At 47.6% G+C, this 24,277-nt stretch carries 25 protein-coding genes and 1 tRNA gene; 19 read left to right on the forward strand and 7 right to left on the reverse strand.

Annotated features, from left to right (window positions below):
• Window positions 1-75: 75 nt before the first annotated feature.
• The 8 genes from mfd (at window position 76) to Q8K48_03100 (ending at window position 8,085) form a co-directional block, all read left to right on the forward strand.
• Window positions 76-3,549, forward strand: a complete 3,474-nt coding sequence (gene mfd, locus Q8K48_03065) for a transcription-repair coupling factor (protein MDP1851379.1) — start codon at window positions 76-78, stop codon at window positions 3,547-3,549.
• A complete protein-coding gene (locus Q8K48_03070) occupies window positions 3,546-4,151 on the forward strand; it encodes a hypothetical protein (protein ID MDP1851380.1) in 606 nt (201 codons plus the stop codon). Before mfd ends, Q8K48_03070 begins: the two co-directional genes overlap by 4 nt.
• A 9-nt stretch (window positions 4,152-4,160) precedes the next feature.
• Window positions 4,161-4,808, forward strand: a complete 648-nt coding sequence (locus Q8K48_03075; GenBank protein MDP1851381.1) for a MazG family protein — start codon at window positions 4,161-4,163, stop codon at window positions 4,806-4,808.
• 80 nt (window positions 4,809-4,888) lie between these two features.
• Window positions 4,889-6,166, forward strand: coding sequence for a phosphopyruvate hydratase (eno, locus tag Q8K48_03080; GenBank protein MDP1851382.1), 1,278 nt, complete (start codon window positions 4,889-4,891; stop codon window positions 6,164-6,166).
• A 12-nt stretch (window positions 6,167-6,178) separates the two neighbouring features.
• On the forward strand, window positions 6,179-6,586 hold the full coding sequence (locus Q8K48_03085; protein ID MDP1851383.1) for a septum formation initiator family protein: 408 nt from the start codon (window positions 6,179-6,181) through the stop codon (window positions 6,584-6,586).
• Window positions 6,583-7,071, forward strand: coding sequence for a DUF501 domain-containing protein (locus Q8K48_03090; protein MDP1851384.1), 489 nt, complete (start codon window positions 6,583-6,585; stop codon window positions 7,069-7,071). Before Q8K48_03085 ends, Q8K48_03090 begins: the two co-directional genes overlap by 4 nt.
• Window positions 7,062-7,976 carry a Ppx/GppA phosphatase family protein gene (locus Q8K48_03095; GenBank protein MDP1851385.1) on the forward strand — a complete coding sequence of 305 codons (915 nt, stop codon included), beginning with the start codon at window positions 7,062-7,064 and terminating at the stop codon, window positions 7,974-7,976. Before Q8K48_03090 ends, Q8K48_03095 begins: the two co-directional genes overlap by 10 nt.
• Window positions 7,977-8,012: 36 nt before the next feature.
• Window positions 8,013-8,085: transfer RNA gene (locus Q8K48_03100), tRNA-Leu, on the forward strand.
• A gap of 85 nt (window positions 8,086-8,170) precedes the next feature.
• Here the strand turns inward: Q8K48_03100 and Q8K48_03105 are convergent.
• Both Q8K48_03105 and Q8K48_03110 read right to left on the reverse strand, forming a co-directional pair.
• Window positions 8,171-9,193: a hypothetical protein gene (locus Q8K48_03105; GenBank protein MDP1851386.1), complete on the reverse strand. Its 1,023-nt coding sequence runs from the start codon at window positions 9,191-9,193 to the stop codon at window positions 8,171-8,173.
• Window positions 9,190-10,326, reverse strand: a complete 1,137-nt coding sequence (locus Q8K48_03110; GenBank protein ID MDP1851387.1) for a glycosyltransferase — start codon at window positions 10,324-10,326, stop codon at window positions 9,190-9,192. Before Q8K48_03110 ends, Q8K48_03105 begins: the two co-directional genes overlap by 4 nt.
• Before the next feature lie 22 nt (window positions 10,327-10,348).
• Between Q8K48_03110 and Q8K48_03115 the strand changes: the two genes are divergently transcribed.
• Together Q8K48_03115 and Q8K48_03120 are read left to right on the forward strand one after the other, a co-directional pair.
• Entirely contained in the window at window positions 10,349-11,839 is a 1,491-nt protein-coding gene (locus tag Q8K48_03115; protein ID MDP1851388.1) for a glycoside hydrolase family 130 protein, read from the forward strand.
• 242 nt (window positions 11,840-12,081) lie between these two features.
• Window positions 12,082-12,666, forward strand: a complete 585-nt coding sequence (locus tag Q8K48_03120) for a nitroreductase family protein (GenBank protein ID MDP1851389.1) — start codon at window positions 12,082-12,084, stop codon at window positions 12,664-12,666.
• A 21-nt stretch (window positions 12,667-12,687) separates the two neighbouring features.
• Here the strand turns inward: Q8K48_03120 and Q8K48_03125 are convergent, their stop codons facing one another.
• Window positions 12,688-13,446 carry an SDR family oxidoreductase gene (locus tag Q8K48_03125; GenBank protein MDP1851390.1) on the reverse strand — a complete coding sequence of 253 codons (759 nt, stop codon included), beginning with the start codon at window positions 13,444-13,446 and terminating at the stop codon, window positions 12,688-12,690.
• A 248-nt stretch (window positions 13,447-13,694) separates the two neighbouring features.
• Between Q8K48_03125 and Q8K48_03130 the strand changes: the two genes are divergently transcribed.
• Window positions 13,695-14,480 carry a Bax inhibitor-1/YccA family protein gene (locus Q8K48_03130; protein MDP1851391.1) on the forward strand — a complete coding sequence of 262 codons (786 nt, stop codon included), beginning with the start codon at window positions 13,695-13,697 and terminating at the stop codon, window positions 14,478-14,480.
• A 10-nt stretch (window positions 14,481-14,490) separates the two neighbouring features.
• On the opposite strand, the gene Q8K48_03135 is transcribed toward Q8K48_03130, so the two are convergent.
• The gene (locus Q8K48_03135) at window positions 14,491-15,723 is read right to left on the reverse strand and encodes an MFS transporter (GenBank protein MDP1851392.1); all 1,233 of its coding nucleotides are present in this window, start codon (window positions 15,721-15,723) and stop codon (window positions 14,491-14,493) included.
• Complete coding sequence (locus Q8K48_03140; protein MDP1851393.1) at window positions 15,723-17,336, reverse strand: MDR family MFS transporter; 1,614 nt, start codon at window positions 17,334-17,336, stop codon at window positions 15,723-15,725. The genes Q8K48_03135 and Q8K48_03140 overlap by 1 nt, the downstream gene beginning before the upstream one ends.
• Before the next feature lie 17 nt (window positions 17,337-17,353).
• On the opposite strand from Q8K48_03140, the gene Q8K48_03145 reads away from it, so the two are divergent.
• Both Q8K48_03145 and Q8K48_03150 read left to right on the forward strand, forming a co-directional pair.
• Entirely contained in the window at window positions 17,354-18,334 is a 981-nt protein-coding gene (locus tag Q8K48_03145) for an ATP-binding cassette domain-containing protein (protein MDP1851394.1), read from the forward strand.
• Window positions 18,331-19,125, forward strand: a complete 795-nt coding sequence (locus Q8K48_03150) for an ABC transporter permease (protein MDP1851395.1) — start codon at window positions 18,331-18,333, stop codon at window positions 19,123-19,125. Before Q8K48_03145 ends, Q8K48_03150 begins: the two co-directional genes overlap by 4 nt.
• Window positions 19,126-19,137: 12 nt before the next feature.
• Here Q8K48_03150 and greA read toward each other — a convergent pair whose 3' ends face one another.
• Together greA and Q8K48_03160 are read right to left on the reverse strand one after the other, a co-directional pair.
• Window positions 19,138-19,614, reverse strand: coding sequence for a transcription elongation factor GreA (greA, locus tag Q8K48_03155; protein MDP1851396.1), 477 nt, complete (start codon window positions 19,612-19,614; stop codon window positions 19,138-19,140).
• 22 nt (window positions 19,615-19,636) lie between these two features.
• The gene (locus Q8K48_03160) at window positions 19,637-20,020 is read right to left on the reverse strand and encodes a DUF4307 domain-containing protein (GenBank protein MDP1851397.1); all 384 of its coding nucleotides are present in this window, start codon (window positions 20,018-20,020) and stop codon (window positions 19,637-19,639) included.
• Between the two features lie 14 nt (window positions 20,021-20,034).
• On the opposite strand from Q8K48_03160, the gene Q8K48_03165 reads away from it, so the two are divergent.
• The 6 genes from Q8K48_03165 (at window position 20,035) to Q8K48_03190 (ending at window position 24,208) form a co-directional block, all read left to right on the forward strand.
• Window positions 20,035-20,172 (forward strand): hypothetical protein, encoded by a 138-nt coding sequence (locus Q8K48_03165; protein ID MDP1851398.1) that lies wholly within the window; start codon window positions 20,035-20,037, stop codon window positions 20,170-20,172.
• The gene (locus Q8K48_03170) at window positions 20,153-20,869 is read left to right on the forward strand and encodes an SURF1 family cytochrome oxidase biogenesis protein (protein ID MDP1851399.1); all 717 of its coding nucleotides are present in this window, start codon (window positions 20,153-20,155) and stop codon (window positions 20,867-20,869) included. Before Q8K48_03165 ends, Q8K48_03170 begins: the two co-directional genes overlap by 20 nt.
• Entirely contained in the window at window positions 20,866-21,165 is a 300-nt protein-coding gene (locus Q8K48_03175; GenBank protein ID MDP1851400.1) for a DUF3817 domain-containing protein, read from the forward strand. Before Q8K48_03170 ends, Q8K48_03175 begins: the two co-directional genes overlap by 4 nt.
• On the forward strand, window positions 21,146-21,922 hold the full coding sequence (uppS, locus tag Q8K48_03180) for a polyprenyl diphosphate synthase (GenBank protein MDP1851401.1): 777 nt from the start codon (window positions 21,146-21,148) through the stop codon (window positions 21,920-21,922). The genes Q8K48_03175 and uppS overlap by 20 nt, the downstream gene beginning before the upstream one ends.
• Window positions 21,923-22,047: 125 nt before the next feature.
• Window positions 22,048-23,364, forward strand: a complete 1,317-nt coding sequence (locus tag Q8K48_03185) for a PhoH family protein (protein ID MDP1851402.1) — start codon at window positions 22,048-22,050, stop codon at window positions 23,362-23,364.
• A gap of 250 nt (window positions 23,365-23,614) precedes the next feature.
• Window positions 23,615-24,208, forward strand: coding sequence for a hypothetical protein (locus Q8K48_03190; GenBank protein MDP1851403.1), 594 nt, complete (start codon window positions 23,615-23,617; stop codon window positions 24,206-24,208).
• The last annotated feature ends 69 nt before the right edge of the window (window positions 24,209-24,277 follow it).

Below are 24,277 nucleotides of genomic sequence, written 5' to 3' on the forward strand. Positions count from 1 at the left end.
CAAATTACAATGGACTCCTTAGCCCCCTCCCTTTTGGGATCGGGGCCAAACGCCGTTTCAGGAGGAGGGTGCTCAATGCGAGGATTAATCAATGCGCTTCCTGTGACGGTTCAAGCATCTCATGTAGTAGCGCCATCATCGATGAATCCATTCTTGCTCGCAGCAAGGGCAGCTAATTCACCACTCCTTGTTATTACCAGTTCAAGTCGCAGTGCCGAAGATTTGGTGAGTGAACTTCGCGAATTACATGGCAATGTTATGGAGTTTCCTGCCTGGGAAACTCTGCCACATGAGCGCTTAAGTCCACGCAGCGATACCGTGGCACGCCGAATAGCAACGCTCTACAAATTGGAAAAAGACCAGAGTATTTTTCCTATTGTTGTTACACCGGTACGTGGTGCCATTCATCGCATAATTAGCGATCTTGGCAAACCACCTTTGTTGAGTTTAGAGATAGGGAATGAACAGTCACTTGATTTACTAGTTCGCCATTTAACAAATTGTGCATATTCAAGAACAGACTTAGTCGAGCGCCGAGGCGAGTTTGCGGTTCGAGGCGGAATCGTAGATCTCTTCCTACCATTGAGTGCGCATCCAATTCGAATAGATTTTTTCGGGGATGAGATAGAGGACATTAGCTATTTCGAAGTCGCTGATCAGCGAACAATTGCGCCAGTCATTGGGAGAGTTGAGATTTTTCCTTGTAGAGAACTCTTGTTAACTCCCACGATTCGAGCCCGAGCGGGCGAGCTCAAAGATAGCCTTCCAGGTGCACGTGAGTTTTTAGAAAAAATTAGCGAAGGAATATTATTCGAAGGTATGGAGTCATTGATTCCACTATTGATTGATGACACTGAAACCCTACTTGCTCGAATGCCGGCTAACTCGCAAATAATCTTTCTCGACTATGAGCGAATAAGGTCGAGGGCAGGAGATCTGCTTGCAACTAATGAAGAGTTCCTCAACGCTTCGTGGTCAAATGCAGCGCATGGCGCAGTAGCACCAATTCATGATGGCTCCGGAACATATATGTCTTGGGTTGAGTTAATGGAGGAGATTAGCTCCCTCAACTTCGCAACGGCATCTCTGGATCCATTTGGAAGTGATCTTGCAGGGGATACGGAGTTTTTAGATTATCGAGCAATTGACCCCATGCGCGGGGATATTGAGCGAACCGTCGCTGCTTTGCGCGAAGCCGTTAATGGGCATTTCACGGTTGTTTTTGCAACACATGGTCATGGAATGCTTGAACGGTATGCAGGAATTTTTCGAAACGCTGATTTACCCGTTCATGTTGTTGAAAAACTTGTGGCAACGCCGACAAAAGGGAGCGTTCACTTAACAACATCCGTCATCGCCCATGGATTTGAAAGTCAGAGTGAAAAAGTCTTTTTCATGACTGAGCGAGATTTAACCGGCAGTAAAGGCAGTGTTAAAGATAACCAACGATTGCCATCAAAACGAAAAGCCGCAATTGATCCCTTAGAGCTTCGAGCAGGCGATTTTGTTGTGCATGAGCAGCATGGAATCGGCCGTTATCTCGAGTTAGTTCAGCGAACGGTTGCAGATGTAACTCGCGAATATCTCGTCATTGAATATGCATCGGCCAAACGAGGCCAACCAGGGGATCGAATCTTTGTTCCAACGGATGTGCTCGAGCAGGTAAGTAAATATGTTGGTGGAGAAGCACCTACCGTGCACCGAATCGGTAGCGGGGAGTGGCAGAAGGCAAAGGGACGAGCACGCAAGGCTGTGCGCCAGATCGCTGGGGAGTTAATTCGTCTCTATGCCGCCCGTACAAGTTCACCAGGCTTTGCTTTTTCTCCTGATACTCCATGGCAACGTGAGTTGGAGGACTCATTTTCCTATATTGAAACACCAGATCAACTAGCGACGATAAATGACGTTAAGTCCGATATGGAGCGCCCTTACCCGATGGATCGAATTATCTGTGGTGATGTCGGTTATGGTAAAACTGAAATCGCTATTCGCGCCGCTTTCAAAGCAGTTCAAGATGGCAAACAAGTTGCCGTACTTGTTCCAACAACCTTACTTGTACAACAGCACATAAAGGTTTTTGCAGAGCGATATGCCGGCTTCCCCTTGAAGGTAGCTGGGCTATCACGTTTTAACACGGCCAAAGAGAGTAAGGACGTGCTCGATGGATTGCTCAAGGGCTCGGTCGATGTCGTTATCGGCACGCATCGAATTCTTTCAAACGACGTTGTTTTCAAAGATTTAGGTTTAGTGGTGGTCGATGAGGAGCAACGTTTCGGTGTCGAGCAAAAAGAGGCGCTCAAGAGAATGCGCACAACTGTGGATGTTTTGGCGATGTCTGCAACTCCGATTCCACGCACACTAGAGATGGCGGTGACCGGGATTCGAGAGATGTCAACGATTACAACACCACCAGAAGAGCGTCACCCAATTTTGACGTATGTGGGACCGGCTGAAGAAGGTCAGATAACCGCGGCGATCCACCGAGAACTTTTACGAGATGGACAGATTTTCTATCTTCATAACCGCGTTGAAACTATTGATCAAGCAGCATCACGAATTCAAGAACTTGTACCTGAAGCTCGAATTCGAGTTGCACATGGGCAGATGAGTGAAGGCGCACTAGAAGATGTAATTCTGGCTTTTTGGAATAGGGATTTTGATGTTCTGGTTAGTACCACTATCGTCGAAAGTGGTCTGGATATTCAAAATGCCAACACACTCATTGTCGAGCGTGCAGATCGATTTGGCCTATCACAACTTCATCAATTGCGCGGCAGAGTCGGACGCGGCCGCGAACGAGCATATGCTTATTTTCTCTATCCACCCGATCAACCATTATCTGAATTAGCTCACGAACGTTTAACCACAATCGCTGCAAATACTGAATTAGGTTCTGGAATGCGCGTTGCATTAAAAGATCTTGAGATTCGCGGTGCTGGAAATCTCTTAGGTGGCGAGCAATCAGGGCACATCGCAGATGTTGGTTTTGATCTATATATGAGAATGGTGGGTGAGGCCGTTAATGATTACAAGGCTGGGATAATTGAAACGGCGGAAAAGATAAGTGAGTGCAAAGTCGAACTTCCGATAAATGCCCACTTATCAACTGAATATGTACCTGGCGAGCGTTTGCGTCTTGATTTATATAGACGCCTAGCCGATGTAAAAAATAACGAAGATGTCGAATCTATTCGTGCCGAACTTTTAGATCGCTTTGGTGAACTTCCGGAGCAGGCTCAGGCGCTATTAGGTGTTGCATCTTTGCGGGCACGGGCCAAGACAGCTGGATTGACTGAGGTTATCTTTCAAGGAAAGTTCTTGCGCTTGGCACCCTTAACGCTGCCTGAGTCAAGACAGTTACGCCTGTCACGTTTATATCCGGGCTCGCTCTATAAATCGGCGACTAGAACGGTCTTAGTTGCACTTAACACCGGTAATTTATGGAATCCGTCAGAGAGTGTGCCTGCCATAGTGGATACTTCTCTTCTAGCCTGGGTCGTTGAGGCCGTCAACCAATTGAGCGAACCACCGAAAGCGAGTTCACAGTGAAGAAGATTCTTGCCGTAATAACCGTAGCCAGCGCGCTCTTTCTAACTGGTTGCTCTCAAGTTGGAGCTGCCGCGACTCTCGGCGACACAAAGATTACCCAGGCAACGGTTCAATCAAGTATTGATGCAATTCTTGCCGCACGCGTTGGGGTTGACACTTCCCAGATGCAGTTAGAAACTGGCGAGGCATTAAATCGTGGGCAACTCCGCTTCCACCTCTTCACTGCACTGCTTCGCGCAACGGGCGAAGAACTAAAGCTTACGGTTTCCAAAGCTGAAATTGATACTCGACGTCAAAGTATCATCGAACAAGTTGGCGGGATCGAAAGTTTACCGGTAGCACTTGTTGGTGCAGGAATCGCGCCAAATGATTTAGATATTTATATTGAAGCGATGACAGTCTCAGACAAAATTAGTCAAGCACTTACGGCCAGTGGAGTTACGCAAGCTGATCTCGGATCCGCAGTGCAAAAGCTCGTAGTCGCAAAAGCAAAAGAGCTCGGCGTAACTATTAACCCTCGGTATGGCAAGTGGGATGGTGAAGTCGCTGATGTAGTTGCAGTTGATTCTGCAAGCCCCGCAGTTTCTCCTGCAAAGAAATAAAGCACAGTGATGGAGGGTTCGCAACTTCAGCGTCTTGCTGATGTTATGGACCAACTCCGCTCACCCGGGGGCTGCCCTTGGGATGCCGAGCAGACGCATGAGTCACTTCTTAAGTATCTACTTGAAGAGTCGTATGAATTTGTCGATGCAGTACACAGTGCTAATCGTATCGATATGCGAGAAGAACTCGGCGATGTCTTACTACAAGTGTATTTCCATTCTCGCATCGCCGAAGAGGATCCCATTGATCCATTTTCAATACAGGATGTTGCACAGGCTATAGCCGATAAGTTGATACGCCGCCACCCACATGTCTTTGCCGGGATTAAAGTTCAAGATTCCACCGAAGTTCTACAAAACTGGGAAGACATTAAGAGAGAAGAAAAAGGGCGTACCTCTGCCCTTGATGGAATTGCGATGGCACAACCGGCACTTCCTTTAATTGAAAAACTTTTATACCGCGCATCAAAATACGGAGTCGATGTCGTAACTCCAGATGCAATTGACATCAGCGGCACCGCAAGTGAGAGCGCGGTTGGTCAAGCTTTGCTGACTGTAATTGCGTGGGCCAACGCCAGCGGTATTGATGCAGAGTCCGCTCTTCGCAAGGAGGCGTTGACTTTGAGCCAACAAATTGCCGCCACTGAGGCACGGTAGGATTGGCACACCAAAGTTTGTGCGATTTCAGCGTTGAAGTCTCAGCCGCACATTGATTTAAGTGACGAAGGAGAAGCGCTATGGCAATAATCGAAGCTCTTGGAGCCCGTGAAATTCTCGACTCCCGTGGAAATCCAACGGTGGAAGTTGAAATCGAATTGGAAGATGGAACACAAGCTCGTACGGCAGTTCCAAGTGGCGCATCGACCGGTGCATTCGAGGCCGCTGAATTACGCGATGGTGGCACACGCTACTTAGGTAAGGGTGTAGAAAAAGCAATCGCATTTCTCAATAATGAAATCGCGCCAGAGATTATCGGATTTGATGCACAAGATCAACGCTTAGTCGATGCTGCGATGATCGAGCTCGACGGAACAAAAAACAAGTCGCGCATAGGTGCAAATGCAATTTTAGGTGCTTCTCTTGCCGTTGCTAAAGCATCGGCTGAATCAGCGGATCTCTCCCTCTTTCGCTACTTAGGTGGGCCGAATGCACACTTACTCCCAGTTCCGATGATGAATATTCTCAACGGAGGTGCACACGCTGACACTAACGTCGATATTCAGGAGTTCATGATTGCACCAATAGGCGCACCGACCTTTCGTGAATCATTGCGTTGGGGCGCAGAGATTTATCACGCTCTAAAGGCCGTACTTAAGAAGCGCGGCTTAGCAACAAGTGTCGGTGACGAAGGTGGCTTCGCGCCAAACCTGGAGAGCAACCGAGCAGCACTTGATTTAATTCTGGAAGCAATTACGGCAGCAGGATTCAAGCCAGGTAGTGATATTGCACTTGCAATGGATGTTGCCGCAACTGAGTTCCACGAGGATGGAAAATACAAGTTTGAAGGCGCACTCAAAACTTCCGATGAAATGATCGCCTATTACACATCATTAGTTGATGCGTATCCGATCGTTTCAATTGAGGATCCACTCAATGAGGAGGATTGGGCCGGCTGGACACAGATGACTAGCGTTCTTGGCTCACGTATTCAGATTGTCGGCGATGATTTATTTGTAACTAATCCAGAGCGCCTCGCACGTGGAATCGCTGGCAATACTGCCAATGCACTCCTTGTTAAAGTCAACCAAATTGGTACTCTGACCGAAACAATCGATGCTGTTGATATGGCACATCATGCAAGTTACCGCACAATGATGAGCCACCGTTCAGGTGAAACCGAAGATACAACAATCGCTGATTTAGCTGTCGCACTAAACTGCGGACAGATTAAGACCGGTGCACCGGCACGTACCGAACGCGTCGCCAAATACAATCAATTACTTCGAATCGAAGAAGAGCTCTCGACTGGCGCACGATATGCCGGCCGAGATGCCTTTCCACGTTTTAAGGCTTAAGTAGGGCACCCGATGGCACGTGGACGTCAATCCAGTTTCAGGCGTCGGCGTACATCGGGCCGCGCATTAGCACTTTCCACAATTTTCTTCATTCTGGCCTTGGCGCTTGCGCCTCCATTTAAGCACTACTTCACTCAACGGGCACAAATTAGTGCACTCAATGCCCAGTTAACGTCGGACAACAAAGCGTTAGCTGATGCACGTAAAGAGTTATTGCTCTGGCAAGATCCAGAGTACGTAAAGTCGCAGGCGCGCGAACGTCTCCACTTTGTTTTGCCTGGTGAGCGCCAGTACATAGTCACCGAAAACGCAACCACAACTGATGCAGTACCCGTAACGAAAGTTGCACAAGCATTGGTTGATGGACAGCCATGGTATGCACGTCTCATTGCATCTATAAGCGAATCTGGCGAAAAGTGAGGCAGGTTAGTCCCATAGATTTAGAGTGCATTCAAACTCAGTTGGGCCGTACTCCAAGAGATGTTCATGCAATCGCATATCGATGCCCATGTGGTAAGCCGGCCGTTGTCGAAACTCCACCGCGTTTAGCCGATGGCACACCATTTCCAACTTTCTATTATGCAACCTGCCCACGATTAACTGCGGTGATTTCAACCCTTGAAACAACAGGTTTAATGGGAGAAATGAATGAACGTCTAGAAAGCGATACCGAATTAGCTGGGGCTTACCATGCCGCACATGATGATTACATCGCAGCGCGTTCGGCCCTTGGCATTGATGTTCCGGAAGTAGAGGATGTATCGGCCGGTGGAATGCCAACCCGTGTGAAATGTCTGCACTCATTGGTTGCACACTCGCTGGCGGCGGGCCCCGATGTAAACCCACTCGGAGATGAGGCTTTAGCTAAATTACCTCAGTGGTGGGATGGCGCACCATGCGAGTAGCGGCCATTGATTGCGGCACTAACTCAATCAGGATGCTTATTGCCGATATAGAAGGCGGTAATTTTCGCGAAGTTATTCGCACAATGGAAATTGTTCGACTAGGGCAAGGCGTTGATCAAACGGGCGAGTTCCACCCTGATGCAATTGCGCGCACTTTGGTTGCCGTCGATACAATCGCACTCGAAATTGCAAAGCGTGGAGTTCAAAAGATTCGCTTCTGCGCAACAAGTGCCACCCGCGATTCAACAAATCGCCAATTGTTTATCGATGGCGTACGAGTGCGTTTGGGAATCGAACCGGAAGTGATTAGCGGCGAAGAAGAGGCATCTCTTTCATTTACTGGTGCGATTCAAGATCTCTCACAAGCTGACGGCCCATTTCTCGTTGTTGATATCGGTGGGGGATCCACGGAGTTTGTTTTTGGCACGACGCATGTTGAGTTCGCAAAGAGTGTCAACATCGGTTGCGTTCGAATGACCGAACGCCATTTCAGTAATGACCCTGCACATGCACATGAAATTGATTTGGCTCGCGTAGATATTCAAGAGGCGATTGCAAAAGCTGGGGCAATCGTCCCAATCACTAAAGCGAAAACTCTTATCGCCGTTGCCGGTACTGCAACAACCGTTGCCGCCGCCGCACTTGGTTTAACAGAATATGACCGTTACGCAATTCACTTATCCCGCATTAGTGCCGTTAAAACTCATGAAGTTGCAGAGATGTTTTTAACCTCTACTCGCGAAGAACGGCTAGCCCTTGGATATATGCACTCTGGTCGTGTTGATGTAATTCCAGCCGGAGCCTTAGTTCTTTCAGAGATAATGAATGCCACTGGGGCTAATGAATTTGTGGCATCAGAGTCTGATATTTTGGATGGAATTGCACGTTCCATCTCTGGAAAGTAGGGCTATAAAAAGAGTGTAGATTTACCCCTTCACGTGGCCCCGATAGCCCAATGGCAGAGGCAGAGGACTTAAAATCCTCCCAGTGTGGGTTCGACCCCCACTCGGGGCACTTAATAAGTGCATTATTATGAAGTATTGAATCTGTCTATGCTCATTATGAACACATCTCGATGGTTAAGTGACGCTCAATTACTTCATAGACCAGGACTTACGGATAGCAGGTAGGCCTGCTGGGCAGTTGAAAGCATAGAGATCGTCGATTCCGCCCCTTGATTTAGATTCGGCCCAAGCGCATGCAGCCCGTCATAGCCACCGTGTGTCAGTGGATCAAACATTTGTACCCCGACATCATTAGCGCCTAAGAACCAATTCCATGCCCGTTGAACCTCATCGATGTAACGAGGGTTACGAGTAAACGAGTAGGCACGTGCGGATGCATCTGCGATTGATGCAAGCTCAATCGGTTGTTGATCAAAGAGTGAATCTACTGATTGCACCCCACGCCCGCCTACGGGAGTGACAGAAAAATGTGAACCGCACGTCTCGATATCGATCAAGAAATCGAGCATGGCAAGACCGTTTTCAAACACAGCAGTGTTACCCGTTACGCGACCAGCAAGCATGACAGCTTCGGGAATAGTCGCATTTGAATACCTCAGACGCTCTTCCGGCCAAAACCACGAATCGCTTATAGGGCGCAGAGCGCTCAACTCCGCTTTCTGCACGATTGCCTGCGCAGATTGCTCCTCAGGGAAATGGAGAAGGAACTCACCCGCACCAAGAACCGCGAAAGATCGAGTGTGCAGATGTGGGGAGTGAGTCCGAGCAAGTTTCCTAAAACCATTGATCGCTAATGCCCGTTGAGCTTGCTCGGGTGCATGGACGCCAGCAAATCCCATCGCCCAGACAGCTCGTCCCCACCAATCACCAACAGCAGGTAGATCAGTCCACTTCCCATCAGAGCCCATTCGGTTGTGGCATTGGCCGTTCTCTGCGATTGCCGCCGATATGAAACTTAGATAGAGATCAATTAATGGTTTATAGGGATCTTTTACTTCTGGTTCGCGACAAAGAAGAATCAGCGCTCGAGCGACATCATCGACACAGTGACCTTCATCATTCCGGGGATCCCCAAATATCGAGTGTTCTTGGAGTCCAAATTTTGAGGTAAGTCGCTGCAGATGATGGAAGCTTAATCTGGCTGCGGTCACACTCATGCAGAAACTTGTGTCGTTAATAACGAGTGGGCGAGAGAGATGTAGCTAGCAGCAACAACGGGCCATAAAAGCTCGCCGGCAAATTCTCGGGATTTTTGCTGCATCTTAAGGACAACTGCAGGATCTTGAATAATGCTGCGAATAGCCCGTGCTATCGCTTTCGGATCATTGTGCGGGACCACAATTCCGGCTCCACCGGATAACAATTCGACTGCGTGCGGAAATTCAGTGGAGACGATTGGCTTGAGCGCAGCGAGGGCTTCGGTCAATACACCAGAAGTGGTTTGCTCGGTAGTCTCATATGGCAACAGGATAATTGAAGCCCGCGCGATGTGTTCAATGATTTCACTTCGCTCGAGGTACTCAGGCACAAAAGAAACGATCTCTTCAAGGCCACTATCTCTGACTAACTTTTCCAAACTCTCCCGGTACCTCTCGCCTTCGCGTGCAATTACTTTTGGATGAGTTTTACCCACTACTACGTAGTGCGGCGCCGGCTCCATATCTTTCAATAATCCCATCGCTGAAATTGCTAACTCCAGCCCTTTTCCGGGTCCGAGCAACCCCCATGTAAGAATCATGGGGTGAGCTTTGGGGAGCTCAAGAGATACCGCAGGAATTTCCGGAGCGCCATGGGGAAGTAACCGTACCTTTGAAGGGTCGATGCCGTAGAGATTAATGATGTGGGTTTGAGCCGTCTTACTCATTACAACAACAATGGTTGAGAGTTCGCAGAGTTTGGTCAGTACACGAAATTGTCCAGGAGTTGGATCACGCATCACGGTGTGAAGAATGGTGATGAGTGGAATGCGCGTACCTGAAGCAATTTTTAATACTTCATCTCCATCTGGTCCGTCGTAAATTCCAAATTCATGTTGAATGATCGCAATATTATTTTTGTTCAAAATCTTAAGAGCTAACTTCAGCGAGTAATCATCATTCTGGCGAAGAAAGCCAGCGACCTCTGGAGGGACATTGCCTTGAGGAAAAATATCACCAGGTTCAAGAAGAGCAATAACGCTGCTTGGACAATCTTGATATTCATTTATTGCGCTCATTAGTGAGGCTGTGAAACTTGCAATGCCACATAGTGTTGGTGGAAAGGTGCTCACAAACCCGAATGGTGTTTCCATAGTTTAAGAGTATAGTCATTTTATGAGTGTTGAATGGCCTTGGGTAATTAGATCGAATAAGACCATCTACGCTGATGATAAACGAGTGATCAGTCTTCTATACTTACCCGGTAAAGAAATTGCTGGCGATGATATTGTAAGAACAGATTCAGTAATTGATCGCATCGTTGCAATGTCACCTGACCTTGTGCACGAAACATTGAAGAGTACGTGTGACCGTTTCTGTGGTCGCCACGATGATTTGTTGCAAGTTTTTGCAGAGAACTTCACAAAGGTCTCTCATCGTCTTAGCCCAAGCACCGTGCTGTCAGATGAACTCAAACAATTGATTGGTTCTTATTTCACAAAGGAATATTCGATTGAAGGGGCCGCACTCTTTAACCCATCAGTAGTAATGCATCCCGACCAATCGCGCTTAGCGCCAGGAGAGCTACGAGTGATAATGAGTTTGCGTGCTGTTGGCGAAGGACATATCTCAAGTATTGAATTTAGAACGGCGGTATTTAACGGAACTGATATTGCAATTGATCCACCGCAGAAGCATTTGACGGTAGGCACGCCCTCGACTTCGAAGATGACGAAGAGCTTCTTAGAAAAAGCATTTGCTGAAGTCGGAGATCCACGAGATATTATCTTTCTCCTCTCGCTCCTACCAGAGGTATTTCTTATTGAGGATCTCAATATAGCGATCGCATCAGTAAATGCCGATGCATTGGCTGGAGTCACATCATCCTTAATGATTGAAGTCGTTAAACGTATCTGTCTGTGCAGTTACAAAATCGATTTTCCTATCCACCGCGAGATCTCGTCACGGATTCTTTTCCCCCATTCGCCAGACGAGACTCACGGTATGGAGGATGCGCGCTTTACGCGTTTTGTCGATGGCGATAATCAGGATCAATATTGGGCCACATACACTGCCTATGACGGAGAGCGAGTTACACCCCATCTTTTACAGACGCGTAACTTTCAAGAGTTCGAAGTCACTCGCTTAGTGGGGCCATCTTCGAAAAATAAAGGAATGGCTCTCTTCCCACGGAAGATTAATGATCTTTACTACAGCCTTTCTCGCTGGGACAAGGAGAACATCAGCATTGCTACTTCAAGCGATGCATTTGATTGGGGCCAGGCGATCGATATCGATCTAATGACAATGCCGTGGGAAGAAGTTCAGCGCGGAAATTGTGGTTCTCCGATTGAATTACCCGAAGGTTGGTTGGTATTCACCCATGGAGTAGGCCCAATGCGTGAATATGGAATCGGAGCGATATTGCTCGATCTTGAAGATCCGACTCGGGTAATCGGCTCATTAGATCAGCCAATGTTAATTGCCAATGATGAAGAGCGTGAGGGCTACACACCAAACGTCCTCTATTCATGTGGTGCGCTGCTTCATAACGGGGTAATTCTCTTGCCTTACGCAGGTAGCGATTGTTTCGTAAAGTTCGCCTTCATTGATGTATCGGGCTTGCTTGGTGCCCTTGTCATGAAGAGTCCAGTGGTTAACGCGTAAACCTGTAGGACCGTTTCTCAATCCACTCTCTCGCCTCTAGCAGGCTTCGCTTTACGATTAAATCGCGTGCCTTCTGGTATCCCAATGGCAGAGGCAGAGGACTTAATATCCTCCCAGTGTGGGTTACCACGCGGGGCACACTTCATATGAAAATTGGGAATATTTCATACGTACGGCGCTGTTTACCTGATATCTCCGCGATTTGCGATGAGTAGTTAATGAACAAAAGGATGCATTCTCACATGTTAAAACCTGCCGACACATCAGTATCCCTTAGCCCTTTGATTGCCAACCGGTGGAGCCCACGCTCCTTTGATGCGGTAGCTGAAATCTCCGATATTGATATTGCGGCGATTCTAGAAGCAGGACGATGGTCTCCTTCAAGCGGTAATCAGCAACCATGGCGTTTCATCGTGGCAAAACGTGGAGATTCACATTTTGAGAATTTGACGAAACACTTCGCAGGCTTCAACGCAACCTGGGCTCCATCAGCATCAGCGTTAATTCTCGTAGTCGCGGTGACAACAAATGACGATGGATCAGTTCGTCCCTTCGCACTTTATGATGCAGGGCTCGCAAGTGCTTTTATGACAATGGAAGCGAATCATCGTGGCATCGCTGTCCATCCCATTGCTGGATTTAATCGCGATGAAGTAAAAACTGAATTCTCACTTCCAGATAATTATGTGCAAACGGCAATTTTAGTACTTGGTCAGCAAGCACCTGCCGAGCACCTTGATAATGAGATTTTGCAGGAGCGCGAAAAGGCTCCTCGTGTGCGATTGCCATTGTCTGAAATAGTCATCGCAGGTTTACCTGCAGCTTAATATTTCAGAAGCCGGCACGTATTAACGCGCGACCCAGCCACCATCGACGGGGAGAATTACGCCGTTGATGTAAGAGGCATCATCACTTGCAAGAAACAAAATCGCTGCCGCTAGCTGTTCTGGTTGGCCAATTGTTCCCATGTTTGCCATATTAATTCCAAGCTCTTGCATTGTTGCTGCACCGCGTGGTGGCCTGGTTTGATCCATGATATTTGTAGCAACCGCACCGGGTGCCACTGCATTAGATCGGATTCCTTTGGGGCCATAAAGGGTTGCCATCGACTTCACGAGTCCAGCGACACCATGCTTACTGGCAACATAACTTGTACCCGCAATGCCCGACTTAAAAGAAGCTGCACTTGCCGTCGTGACAATACTTCCACCACCGGTTTTGAGCATCTGCTTAACAACTGCGCGACTTAACTTCATTACAGAGGTGAGATTCACACCAATTACGCGGTTCCAAAGTTGATCATCAATATCTTCAAGAGGAACGAACTCATCTAAGATTCCCGCATTATTAATTAAGATATCAATTTTTGCACCGGCTGCTTCAATTACAGCATCTATGGTCGAATCATCCATCAAATTTCCGGCAACGGTCTTAAGAGAAAAACCCTTTGCTAACATCTCACTTTCAAGAATCTCGAGGCGCTCTTTGACCATGTCGACGCCAATTCCAACTCCACCTTCAGCTACAAATCGCTCAATTGTTGCCTTGCCGATTCCGGAGCCAGCACCAGTGATGATTCCTACTTTGCCTGCGAAACGGTCGGTCATTTTCGCTACCCGCTCTCTCACTTTTTAGCTTTGATAACTTCACACTACTCTGGCCCGAAATAAAGGGAAGGGGTGGTTGGGGTGACCTTGCGGACATGAAAAATCGACATCCACAGGGGTTTTTAAGCAGCCAAGGCTCGTTTCATTTCGCCTGGGAATCTTCCTAGCCCTAAACTTGTTATGCCCAATGAATTATCGTTAGGCAACTGCCAGAACTTCTGGCTGTATACCAAAAGGAGAGAAAAGATATGCGCAGTTCAAACCCTGTTTTAGGACGGGCGTTTAATCAGCGTGGATACGCTGCATTTGATCCCAAAGTACACACTGAGACCGACGCAGCGCTAGAGAATATTTATAACGCACCAGCAGCATCTTCATTGCGCACCGGTCGCATGACGATTGATGACGTTGTCACTCGTACTGGCATTTTATTTGCAGTTCTTGTGGCCGTTGGCGCAGCTGCGTGGACGCTTAACTTAGGTGGCGGCGCGATGCTGCTCGGCGTCTTCGGTGGCTTTGCCCTTGCAATGGTTAACAGCTTTAGCAAAACCGTGAAACCGGGATTGATTATTGCCTATGCTGCCTTTGAAGGTTTAGCGCTTGGCACTATCAGCAATCTCTACAACGACATGTATCAAGGCATTGTAAGCCAGGCGATATTGGTGACGATCTGTGCGTTTACTGGAATGTTGTTTGCTTATAAAAGCGGACGTATTCGCGTAACGCCAAAATTCACTAAGGTCTTAATGACGGCATTGATTGGCTACGTTGTACTAGCCCTTCTCTTCATGGTTGGCTCACTATTTGGTGCAAGCATCTATAACATTGGTGGCTTTGGTTTAATCATTGCAACCGGCGGAATGGTTCTTGCAAGTTTCTTCTTGATTTTAGACTTTGATCAGATTCAAAAAGGAATCAACGCAGGTCTGCCAGAGCAAGAGTCATGGCGAGCTGCATTTGGTTTAATGGTGACGATTGTGTGGCTGTATTTAGAGGTTCTGCGCTTATTATCAATCCTGCGTGGTAACGACTAATTAGAAAAGATTAATCGAGAGGCCTCAGATTATTAATCTGGGGCTTTTCGCTTTCTCCAGATATATAGCTATTTCGCGTTTCAGGAATCCGAGTTGTAAATACCACACCGATTGCAAAGACAATTGCCGATACCGCAAAAGCGGTGCGATACGAATATAGGTCTGAGAGAGCTCCAATAATCAGGGGTCCAACAATCATTCCGGCATCACCGGCCATCTGAAAAATTGCAATAACCTGACCGCCACGGCCGCGGATTATGTCTCCAACTATGCTCGCCGGAGTTGTTGATAGATATGCACCACCGATTCCCATGATGGACATTGCAACTAAATACATCCAAGGGTGAGTAGCAAAAGTTAAGAGAAGCACTCCAACTAAAGCAATACTCGAACCCACAACCGAGGCGAATCTGCGACCTTTACTATCCGAGATGCGCCCCCCGCGCATAAGTAATGCACCTTGAAATATTGCACTTAAGGTAAAGCCATATCCTACAAATGCCGTGGTTGAGTTGAGAACTTCGGTAACAAAGATGGGCATAACCGATGCGCGCATACCGAAGACAACCCAATTGACAATGAAGACCAACAAGAGAGCGATTCTGTATGGCTTCATGGCAAGAGCTTCGCGTACCGTTGTGTGCTCGGTGGAATCTAAATCTATTTCTCGCTTACCGATCTTCTCTCCCTTAAGGAAGAAATGAGCTACAGCACCCGAGATTAAGAGCATGACTGAGTAAGCGAAAAAAGGTGCTCTAAGTGAAATAAGTGAGAGTAAACCCCCAATTGCAGGTCCTGAAACACCTCCAAATAAAAAGGCTCCGTTGTAGACGGCCTGTGCTCGACCTCGATGCTCGTCATCGACAGAGCGCATAATGACCGATCCAGCGGCAACGGAAAACATCGAAGAGCCAAGGCCTCCAGCTGCCCTAAAAACTAATAGTTGCGTGTAAGTCGTTGATAAACCTGCGAGAAAAACAAAGAGTGCGACCATAAAGACACCAGTCGAGAAAACTGCTTTTTCGCCGAATAGATCAACAAGCTTTCCTGAGATTAACCCAGATGCAAAACGGGTGATAGCAAACATTGAAACAATTAAGCCGATAGCAGCATTATTTACACCAAAGCTTCGAGCAAAAACCGGAATAGCGGGAAGTACGATTCCAAAACCAACGGCTACAAAAAAGGATGCTGCAACAAGAACTGATATTTCACGCGGCAGATCCTTAAATGGAGATTGCATTACCCGATTGATTCTCCTGCTGCCTCTTCACGGGCGGCTGCGTAATCCTCAGAGGTGCGCAATGGTGTCTCCCGAAGCATTAGTGCTAGGAGAAAACCTAAGGCAGCAATTGGTGCTGCAGCGTAAAAGACAATATGGAAAGAGCTCACGAATGCTTCAAGGGCGGTAGTTTTTATGAGAGGTGGGAAACTCTGTAATACAGCAGTATTTGTAGTAAGCGCACCAAGTTGAGACATATCAAAGCCGTCTAGGGCTTTTGGATTGTTCTTAGCTAAATCAGCAAAATTTGAACTCATGTAATGAACTACTCGATTAGTCAAAATACTTCCGAATATTGCGGTACCAAAGACTGAGCCAAGAGATCGAAAAAACGTATTGCTACTTGTTGCCACACCCATATCTTTGAAATCAACTGCATTCTGCAAGGCAATAACAATGGTTTGCATAGATAAACCAAGTCCAGCGCCGACCATGATTGCAAAGATTGCAATCTGCCAGTAAGGCGTATCGATCTGCAAACGTGTCATCAACAAGATTCCAACGGTCATAATTGCCGTTCCAATTATTGGGAATCGCTTGTAGTGGCCGTGCTTCGAAATCATTTTGCCAGAAAAGATTGAGGTGGTAACGACTCCGAGCATCAATGGAATTAATTTTAGCCCGGCGTCGGTAGCCGAGTAGCCTTTTACGACCTGGAAATAGAGCGGCAGCATGACAATTGCGCCAAACATTCCAGCGCCAATGACTGCACCAAGTGCTGAGGTTAATGAGAAAGTGTGGTTTTTAAATAAGTAGAGAGGAATTATTGGCTCTGTTGCTTTACTCTCCCAGTAGAGAAACACGACAGCCAGAATTAATCCAACGACTAAGAAGATTGTCGTTCTAGCGTCGGTCCAACCGAATTGTGGTCCATAAATTGAAACTGAAAGAAGAACTAAACAGACTGAAGTCACCATGAGAATGGCACCTAGGAAATCAATACTGTGATCACGCTTAACTTTTGGAATATGTAGAACTGCTGAAGTGATCAAAAGCGATGCGATACCAAAAGGAATGTTAATGAAGAAGATCCAACGCCACCCGGTGATTCCAAGGATCTGTTCATGATCAGAAAAAAATCCACCTAAAAGTGGGCCGGTTACTGAGGACAATCCCCATACTGCGCCAAAATAACCTTGGTAGCGGCCGCGTTCGCGTGGAGGAACGATGTCACCGATGATTACAAAAGTTAGCGCCATTAATCCACCGGCACCCAGACCCTGAAGTGCACGGGTTGCAATCAGCTGGTTCATATCTTGGGCTGCCCCAGCAAGTAATGATCCGATTAGAAATGTAACGATTGCAAATTGAAATACTGGTCTGCGCCCGTAAATATCAGAGATTTTTCCATACAGAGGAGTTGATGCAGTCGAAGTCAAAAGGTACGCGGTAACGACCCAGGTGTAGTGGTTGAGGCCATCGAACTCTTCAACGATATTTTTTAACGCAGTTGAAACAATCGTCTGGTCCAAGGCGGCCAAGAGCATTCCCGTCATAAGCCCGCCAAGAATGACCATAATCTCGCGGTGGGTGTGGGCTTTGGACGATGCGTTAAGGGGTGGATTATTGGACATAAGGGTAAGGTTACCGCGTGAAGACAGTGAGCGCTGAACAGCTAGTCAAGACTTATGACAAAGGTGAAGTGAGAGCATTAGATGGCTTGTCACTCGATGTCACTGAAGGCACAGTACTCAGTGTGTTAGGTCCAAATGGCGCAGGTAAAACTACTACTGTTCGAATTCTTGCAACTCTACTTAAACCAGATTCAGGAAGCGCTCATGTTGCAGGTATTGATGTAATAAAACATCCCGACAAAGTTCGCGAAGTTATTGGTTTATCTGGTCAATATGCAGCTGTCGATGAGACGCTAACTGGCTGGGACAACTTAGTTATGTTTGGGCGCTTGTATCATCTAGGAAAACAACCATCGATTGATCGAGCAAATGAACTTCTTGAAAGGTTTTCACTTACTGAAAGTGCACGCCGACCGATCAAAACATATTCAGGTGGAATGCGTCGCCGCCTAGATTTAGCTGCATCATTAATTGTGCAACCCAAGGTTCTATTCCTCGATGAACCAACCACAGGACTTGATCCACGTGGGCGCATGGAGATGTGGGGTGTAATCGAAGAGTTAGTTACAGGTGGAGTAACAGTGTTATTAACAACTCAGTATTTAGAAGAAGCTGATCAATTGGCCGATGAGATCGCAGTAATCGATCATGGGAAAGTCATTGCTCGTGGAACTTCAGATGTATTAAAAAAGCAGGTGGGCGGTGAACGCTTAGAGATAACCGCTGAAAACCATGATTTAACTAAAGTGCAAGAGATAATCGCTCACGTCAGTGGGAGTGCAACTCACCTGGATGGGCGAACTGTGAGTGCACCAGTTACAACTGGTTCAAGCGCCTTGATTCAGGCGCTACGTGCCTTAGACGAGGCCTCAATTCACCCGCTAGATATTGCCCTCAAGCGACCCTCTCTCGATGATGTTTTCTTATCTCTTACTGGCCATGTCGCGGAAGAGAAGGTCGCCGAACCGGTCAAGAAGAGAATAGGGGGAAGAAAATGAAGCATGTACTAAGTGACTCTTTGGTTATTACTAAGCGCCAAGTATTACAACTAGCTCGAATCCCGGAACTACTCATTTTCTCAACCATTCAGCCCGTCATGTTTGTCCTCTTATTTCGATATGTTTTTGGTGGCTCGATCGCAACGGGACAACCCGGTGGATATGTACAACTTCTCATGCCTGGCATCTTCGTCCAGACAGTAGCTTTCACATTGGCAGCAACGGCATCGGGCTTAGCGCAAGATATGGAGAAGGGTCTCATCGATCGCTTTAGATCACTACCAATCTCACGCGGGGCAGTAGTCATTGGTCGGACCTTTGGAGACGCACTGTTAAATATATTAGTTCTAGCTGTGATGGCCGCTGCTGGCTTTGCAGTTGGTTGGCGTCCTTCCTCAGGCCTAATGAGAATCTCTCTAGGTTTCCTATTCCTCTTTGCTTTTGGCTATGCCCTCTCTTGGATTGGTATCTATGTAGGTCTCGTTGTTCGAGATGCCCGCGTCGTTCAGAACGTTGGATTTCTGGTTACATTTCCTATGACATTTTTATCGAATGCATTTGCTCCCACAACTGGAATGCCCCGAGCGCTGCAGTATGTGGCTGAATGGAACCCAGTTTCATCGATGGTCGCGGCATGCCGGCAGTTATTTGGTTTAGAAAATGAGTTCGGAGCCACCGCTAGCTCGTGGCCTAGCCAACATCCATTGGAGACATCGTTGTTGTACATGATTCTTTTAATGGCGATCTTTATTCCATTGAGTGTGAGGAAATACGCTAATACCTCAAATTGAAACCGGCTGCTTTTATGAGTAGAACTCGGCGGCAATAACCTCAACTGAGATTTCGCGACCGTTGGGTGCTGTGTAAGAAACCTTTGCACCGATTTCAACTCCTATTACGGCAGAGCCGAGTGGAGATTTCTCGCTGTAGACATCGAGATCACCTGATGCAATTTCGCGCGATCCCAGCAAGAACTTCATCTCATCACCGGCGATAATGGCCGTGACAACCATTCCAGCGCCAACTCTTCCATCGGCGCTAGGTGGTGGGCTTCCGATATGAGCGTTATCAAGCATCTGCTTTAACTGGCGGATCCGTGCCTCCATCTTGCCCTGCTCATCTCGAGCGGCGTGGTAACCACCATTTTCCTTTAAATCACCTTCGGCTCGGGCCGCCTCAATCTTTGCCGTCACCTCTTTGCGCCCTGGCCCCTCTAAATTCTCTAACTCGGCCCGTAATCGATCTGCAGCCTCTTGCGTCAACCAGGTCTGTGAGCTCATAAGGAGCAAAGGTACTAGGTGATTACTTGAGACGACAACCAATTACATCGGCATTGACTGCGGGTCCGCGTGATTGCACGCTTGTCGTGCGCTCAAACGCGGCTAGACCAGCTTCAATCTCATCATCTACTTGTCCCACCACGTTTTTATCGAAATCCCGAGCAATCAGAGTGCAGACAACGATCTGGTTCGCGTCTTGGCGCAGCACTGAGTAACGCACTGAGATCTCTTTCTCAGAAGTTATTGAGTATGAGATTAAAGAGTATCTAATTGGTGGATTTGAGTGATGCAACCCTGCCCACAAAAGCCAGGCGATTCCAGAAATGCCAAAAAAAATAGCTGCCCCAAGCCATCGATTTCCTGAGCGGATTCCATATCGATCGTTGTAAGAGAACTCGGCTGGCATGGGATGATTATGTCATGCAAAAAGATATTGGGATGGGGCCAGCTGGCTCACTTACCATTGCCATATTGATTATCGTCGTAGTTTTTTTAATGCGAAGTTTCTATAAACGCTTTATGGGCGTTGATCGAAGCGATGAGACAACCGAAAAGTAAAAACCTTGGATCACGGATTGCAGCGGCTCTTGCAGTTCTCCTTCTAGCATCTATCTTTTTTTCACTTGGAATCTGGCAGCTAGATCGAGCAGCGGCGTTAAAAGCTAGCTTGGTCACTGCAACTTTGGTGGACCAAAATATTGTCTCACTTGAATCAATAGCCGCCGCAAATACTTCGCTCAAACCCAGCGCATTAAATCGACAGGTGAAAGTCTCTGGGCAATATATTGCTCACTTCAAAGCTCCTAACCAAAAAGATGCAATCGGAAAACTCGATGATTGGGAGGTCGCACTGTTGCAGGTGGGAACAAATGAGGGGATTTTGGTCGTTCGCGGTTTATGGTCTGAACGGCGCCTCAATTCAGATATCCAACAGTCGATGGTCATCGATGTAGTCGGACAGCTTCATGCACGTCAAGATGGGGATCGAGCCGTTAATTCGCCTGGAGTGATTTCGCGTCTAGATAGTGCAGTTGTTGTGGGAATCACAGAGTTAGATGTATTCGATGGCTATATCGTGGCCGCCAGTGAAAGCCACAATGGAGATGAATTTCTTCGGACTCGGGTCAGTGCCGAGAAACTCATCTCGCGAATCCCGGGTTTCTATTGGCAGCATCTGTCGTATGTGGTGATCTGGTGGCTGATGGCGGGAGTGGTGCTTTACCTCCCCTTTTATCGTCGTAAGGTAGACCTATGAAATCTGCAATTCTCCGTTTTCGAATAATGGCCATAATCGCAGGCGTTATGTCACTTCTTTTATGGTTTGTAGATATTCCAGTTGCATATCTACTAAACAATGGCGAAGGGAAAGATAAAGTTGCATGGATTCCATTTGTCCATGGATGGGTTTATCTTGTTTATGTAATAACTGCAATTCAATTTGCGACTAAGGCACGCTGGCCAATTATGAAGATGCTTGGCTTGATTCTGGCCGGTACGCTGCCAATCGCATCACTGTTAGCTGAGCGCCGAGTTGTACGCCGCTATTCGTAAATTAATTAAGTCACTTCTCTACCCACTCTATGAGTGGCGTTTAGTGCGATCATTGGATTTTTCAAAGACCCCACACCATGTTGGAGTTATCTTGGATGGAAATCGGCGATGGGCTAAAGCCAATCCCAATCTATCCGACCCTAATGGGCACAAAGCTGGGGCTAGTAAAATTATAGAGTTTCTAGGCTGGTGCGAAGAGGCCGATGTCCGCGTTGTTACGCTCTGGCTCCTATCAACAGATAATTTCAAACGAAGCGCTGCCGAGATAGATGAACTGCTCAAAATCATCGGTGAGACTGTGGATGAGTTAGCCGCCAAGGGTCGATGGAATATTAAAGCTGTAGGCGCTTTAGATCTGCTTCCCGAATGGCTTAGCCACAAACTAAGCAACCTTCAACCTATCCGTGGAGACGGCATCGAAGTTAATGTCGCTATTAGCTATGGCGGTCGCCGCGAAATTGTAGATGCAGTGAAGTGTTATTTGAGTGAGGAAGAAAGGGCGGGCAGTTCACTCGAAGAAGCTAAGGCACACCTAACGAGTGAAGATATTTCAAAATTTTTATATACCGCCGGACAGCCAGATCCTGAACTCCTTATTCGAACTTCAGGGGAGCAGCGACTTGGAGGATTTCTGTTATGGCAGAGTGCACTGTCAGAGTTCTACTTCTGCGAGGCATATTGGCCAGATTTTCGCCGCGTGGATTTTTTGCGTGCCTTGCGCGCATACTCTTTGCGACAACGTCGCTTTGGCTCATAAGTAATTCTTCAAGATTTAACAGTGCATCCGTGCGTGTCGAGGCGCAATCGAGTAAATCTAGTTCTATCTTTTTCATATCCGAAGTAGTTCCCGACTAGTACAACTTAAATCGAGGAGTTCAGCCATTGGCTTCTAAGAGTCAAATCGGTAGGAAGACCTTTGTTTTAGATACCAGTGTTTTGCTGGCCGATCCTGGCGCGCTCTATAAGTTTGCAGAGCACGAAGTCATAATCCCGATTGCTGTCATCGGCGAGTTAGAAACAAAGCGCGACCATCCAGAGCTCGGCTACTTTGCTAGAGCCGCCCTTCGCGCACTTGATGATCTTCGCCTGACCCATGGTCGCCTCGACAAAGCGCTCACCGTTACTCCTGAGGGTGGAACGCTCTCCGTGGAGCTCAATCACACCGATCTTTCGACGCTGCCGCAGGGTTTTTTGCGTGATGGCACTAATGATTCGCGAATCCTGGCCATTGCCAAGAATTTAATGGGTGATGGAAAGGATGTTGTACTCGTCACTAAAGACCTACCCCTTCGCGTTAAAGCATCCTCAGTCGGTGTTGAGGCCCAGGAGTATTTAGCTGAACTTGTCTCGAATAGTGGTTGGACTGGAATCGTTGAACTGGACGTTGCCTCTAATACCATCGACGATCTATACGCATCTGATCGCGCCGATCACGAGGCAGCTCACGAACTCCCTGTTCACACTGGGGTCGTACTCCACTCTGATCGCGGAAGCGCACTCGCCCGAGTAAGCGCTGACAAGCAGCTGCAGTTAGTTCGGGGAGATCGAAGTGCATTTGGTTTGCATGGCAGAAGCGCCGAGCAACGAATCGCATTAGATCTCTTACTCGATGATTCCATTGGGATCATCTCACTCGGTGGTCGTGCCGGAACTGGAAAATCGGCGCTGGCTTTATGCGCCGGACTTGAAGCGGTCATGGAGAAACGAATCCATAAGAAGGTAGTTATCTTCCGCCCTCTCTATCCAGTGGGTGGCCAAGAACTTGGCTATCTGCCTGGGAGTGAAGGTGAAAAAATGTCACCATGGGCCCAAGCTGTCTTCGATACTTTAGGCGCCTTAGTAAGCCAGGCCGTCATCGATGAGATTGTTGATCGCGGTTTAATTGAGGTTTTACCTTTAACTCATATTCGTGGGCGCTCACTGCATGACTCATTTGTCATTGTCGATGAGGCTCAGTCTCTAGAAAGGGGAGTTCTCTTAACTGTCCTCTCTCGAATCGGTCAGGGCTCACGCGTCATTTTGACTCATGACGTTGCCCAGCGCGACAACTTGCGAGTAGGTCGCCACGATGGCGTGGTAGCAGTTGTTGAAACCCTTAAAGGTCATCCACTCTTTGCCCATGTGACCCTGACCCGTTCGGAGCGCTCGCCGATTGCGGCCCTTGTCACGGAAATGCTGGAAGGTCCCATCGTAGGGTAGGCGGTTGAAGCCTCTTAAAAGGGCTAGAAACAATCTCACAGTCACAATTGGTACATTTCGGACATCATACGTACTGACCTGCGCTTTTACTCATCCACAGCCCTTGGTGTTTCTGTGAATTTGCAACTTACGCTTGAATAAATTTGCCGATATACCCCATACACGACACCCTAAAGCCTTCCCCGTAATCAATAAGGTCTCACTTGAGGCCAATTGCTTATGGGCTGATTAGATAAAGGGAGGGAGTGAGATGAAGCGTCGTAGCAAATACGTAGCTATCTGGGGCGTTATAGCCTCCATGCTCTTTCTAACCTCGCTACTTCCAAGTGCATACGGTCTAGAGTTTCCGGTGACCACCAGTATCGAGATCGAGCCCACACTTAATGAAAGGGCTTTGGCATTTGAAGAGGCTACCCCGCTTAGCGCAGGGGTGCTGTATGGCTCTATTGATCTTGCAACGACGCGCATCGGAGCGATCTTCTCAAGCGACCTAGCTCTCGTCTCCTCTATAAGCCATCAAGTTGAAATGGCCCGAACCAGCTTTGGAGCTAAAAAGGTAGGTAAGTTTATTCTTCTCGATGAGTATGGCATGGGGGACAAGGAGTTCTCATGTCTAAACAATCTCTGGACTAAGGAAAGCCACTGGAACTATAAAGCGCATAACTATCGCTCCGGCGCTCATGGAATTCCACAGGCTCTGCCGGCTGACAAGATGTCAGTTGTGGCATCAGACTGGAGAACTAATCCAGTTACCCAGATCCGTTGGGGGTTGCGCTACATCACTATTCGCTATGAGACCCCATGCAAAGCGTGGTCATTTTTTAAATCTAAGCGCTACTACTAGTCGCGATTTTCATTCACTCAGGGAATCTCTAGAGAACACATCGAATAATCTGATTGTGCCGTTTAGTAG

This window comes from Candidatus Planktophila sp. (genome assembly GCA_030681675.1).
Taxonomy (GTDB): domain Bacteria; phylum Actinomycetota; class Actinomycetes; order Nanopelagicales; family Nanopelagicaceae; genus Planktophila.

What these genes read in the sequence shown, in the direction of transcription:
- Q8K48_03140 (MDP1851393.1), bottom strand. Translation starts at nt 17,336, where the DNA reads ATGTCCAATAATCCACCCCTTAACGCATCGTCCAAAGCCCACACCCAC.
- Q8K48_03115 (MDP1851388.1), top strand. Translation starts at nt 10,349, where the DNA reads ATGAGTGTTGAATGGCCTTGGGTAATTAGATCGAATAAGACCATCTAC.
- Q8K48_03085 (MDP1851383.1), top strand. Translation starts at nt 6,179, where the DNA reads ATGGCACGTGGACGTCAATCCAGTTTCAGGCGTCGGCGTACATCGGGC.
- Q8K48_03120 (MDP1851389.1), top strand. Translation starts at nt 12,082, where the DNA reads ATGTTAAAACCTGCCGACACATCAGTATCCCTTAGCCCTTTGATTGCC.
- Q8K48_03190 (MDP1851403.1), top strand. Translation starts at nt 23,615, where the DNA reads ATGAAGCGTCGTAGCAAATACGTAGCTATCTGGGGCGTTATAGCCTCC.
- Q8K48_03105 (MDP1851386.1), bottom strand. Translation starts at nt 9,193, where the DNA reads ATGAGTGTGACCGCAGCCAGATTAAGCTTCCATCATCTGCAGCGACTT.
- Q8K48_03130 (MDP1851391.1), top strand. Translation starts at nt 13,695, where the DNA reads ATGCGCAGTTCAAACCCTGTTTTAGGACGGGCGTTTAATCAGCGTGGA.
- Q8K48_03175 (MDP1851400.1), top strand. Translation starts at nt 20,866, where the DNA reads ATGAAATCTGCAATTCTCCGTTTTCGAATAATGGCCATAATCGCAGGC.
- Q8K48_03160 (MDP1851397.1), bottom strand. Translation starts at nt 20,020, where the DNA reads ATGCCAGCCGAGTTCTCTTACAACGATCGATATGGAATCCGCTCAGGA.
- Q8K48_03165 (MDP1851398.1), top strand. Translation starts at nt 20,035, where the DNA reads ATGCAAAAAGATATTGGGATGGGGCCAGCTGGCTCACTTACCATTGCC.
- mfd (MDP1851379.1), top strand. Translation starts at nt 76, where the DNA reads ATGCGAGGATTAATCAATGCGCTTCCTGTGACGGTTCAAGCATCTCAT.
- greA (MDP1851396.1), bottom strand. Translation starts at nt 19,614, where the DNA reads ATGAGCTCACAGACCTGGTTGACGCAAGAGGCTGCAGATCGATTACGG.
- Q8K48_03095 (MDP1851385.1), top strand. Translation starts at nt 7,062, where the DNA reads ATGCGAGTAGCGGCCATTGATTGCGGCACTAACTCAATCAGGATGCTT.
- Q8K48_03150 (MDP1851395.1), top strand. Translation starts at nt 18,331, where the DNA reads ATGAAGCATGTACTAAGTGACTCTTTGGTTATTACTAAGCGCCAAGTA.
- Q8K48_03125 (MDP1851390.1), bottom strand. Translation starts at nt 13,446, where the DNA reads ATGACCGACCGTTTCGCAGGCAAAGTAGGAATCATCACTGGTGCTGGC.
- Q8K48_03110 (MDP1851387.1), bottom strand. Translation starts at nt 10,326, where the DNA reads ATGGAAACACCATTCGGGTTTGTGAGCACCTTTCCACCAACACTATGT.
- Q8K48_03075 (MDP1851381.1), top strand. Translation starts at nt 4,161, where the DNA reads ATGGAGGGTTCGCAACTTCAGCGTCTTGCTGATGTTATGGACCAACTC.
- Q8K48_03170 (MDP1851399.1), top strand. Translation starts at nt 20,153, where the DNA reads ATGAGACAACCGAAAAGTAAAAACCTTGGATCACGGATTGCAGCGGCT.
- eno (MDP1851382.1), top strand. Translation starts at nt 4,889, where the DNA reads ATGGCAATAATCGAAGCTCTTGGAGCCCGTGAAATTCTCGACTCCCGT.
- Q8K48_03135 (MDP1851392.1), bottom strand. Translation starts at nt 15,723, where the DNA reads ATGCAATCTCCATTTAAGGATCTGCCGCGTGAAATATCAGTTCTTGTT.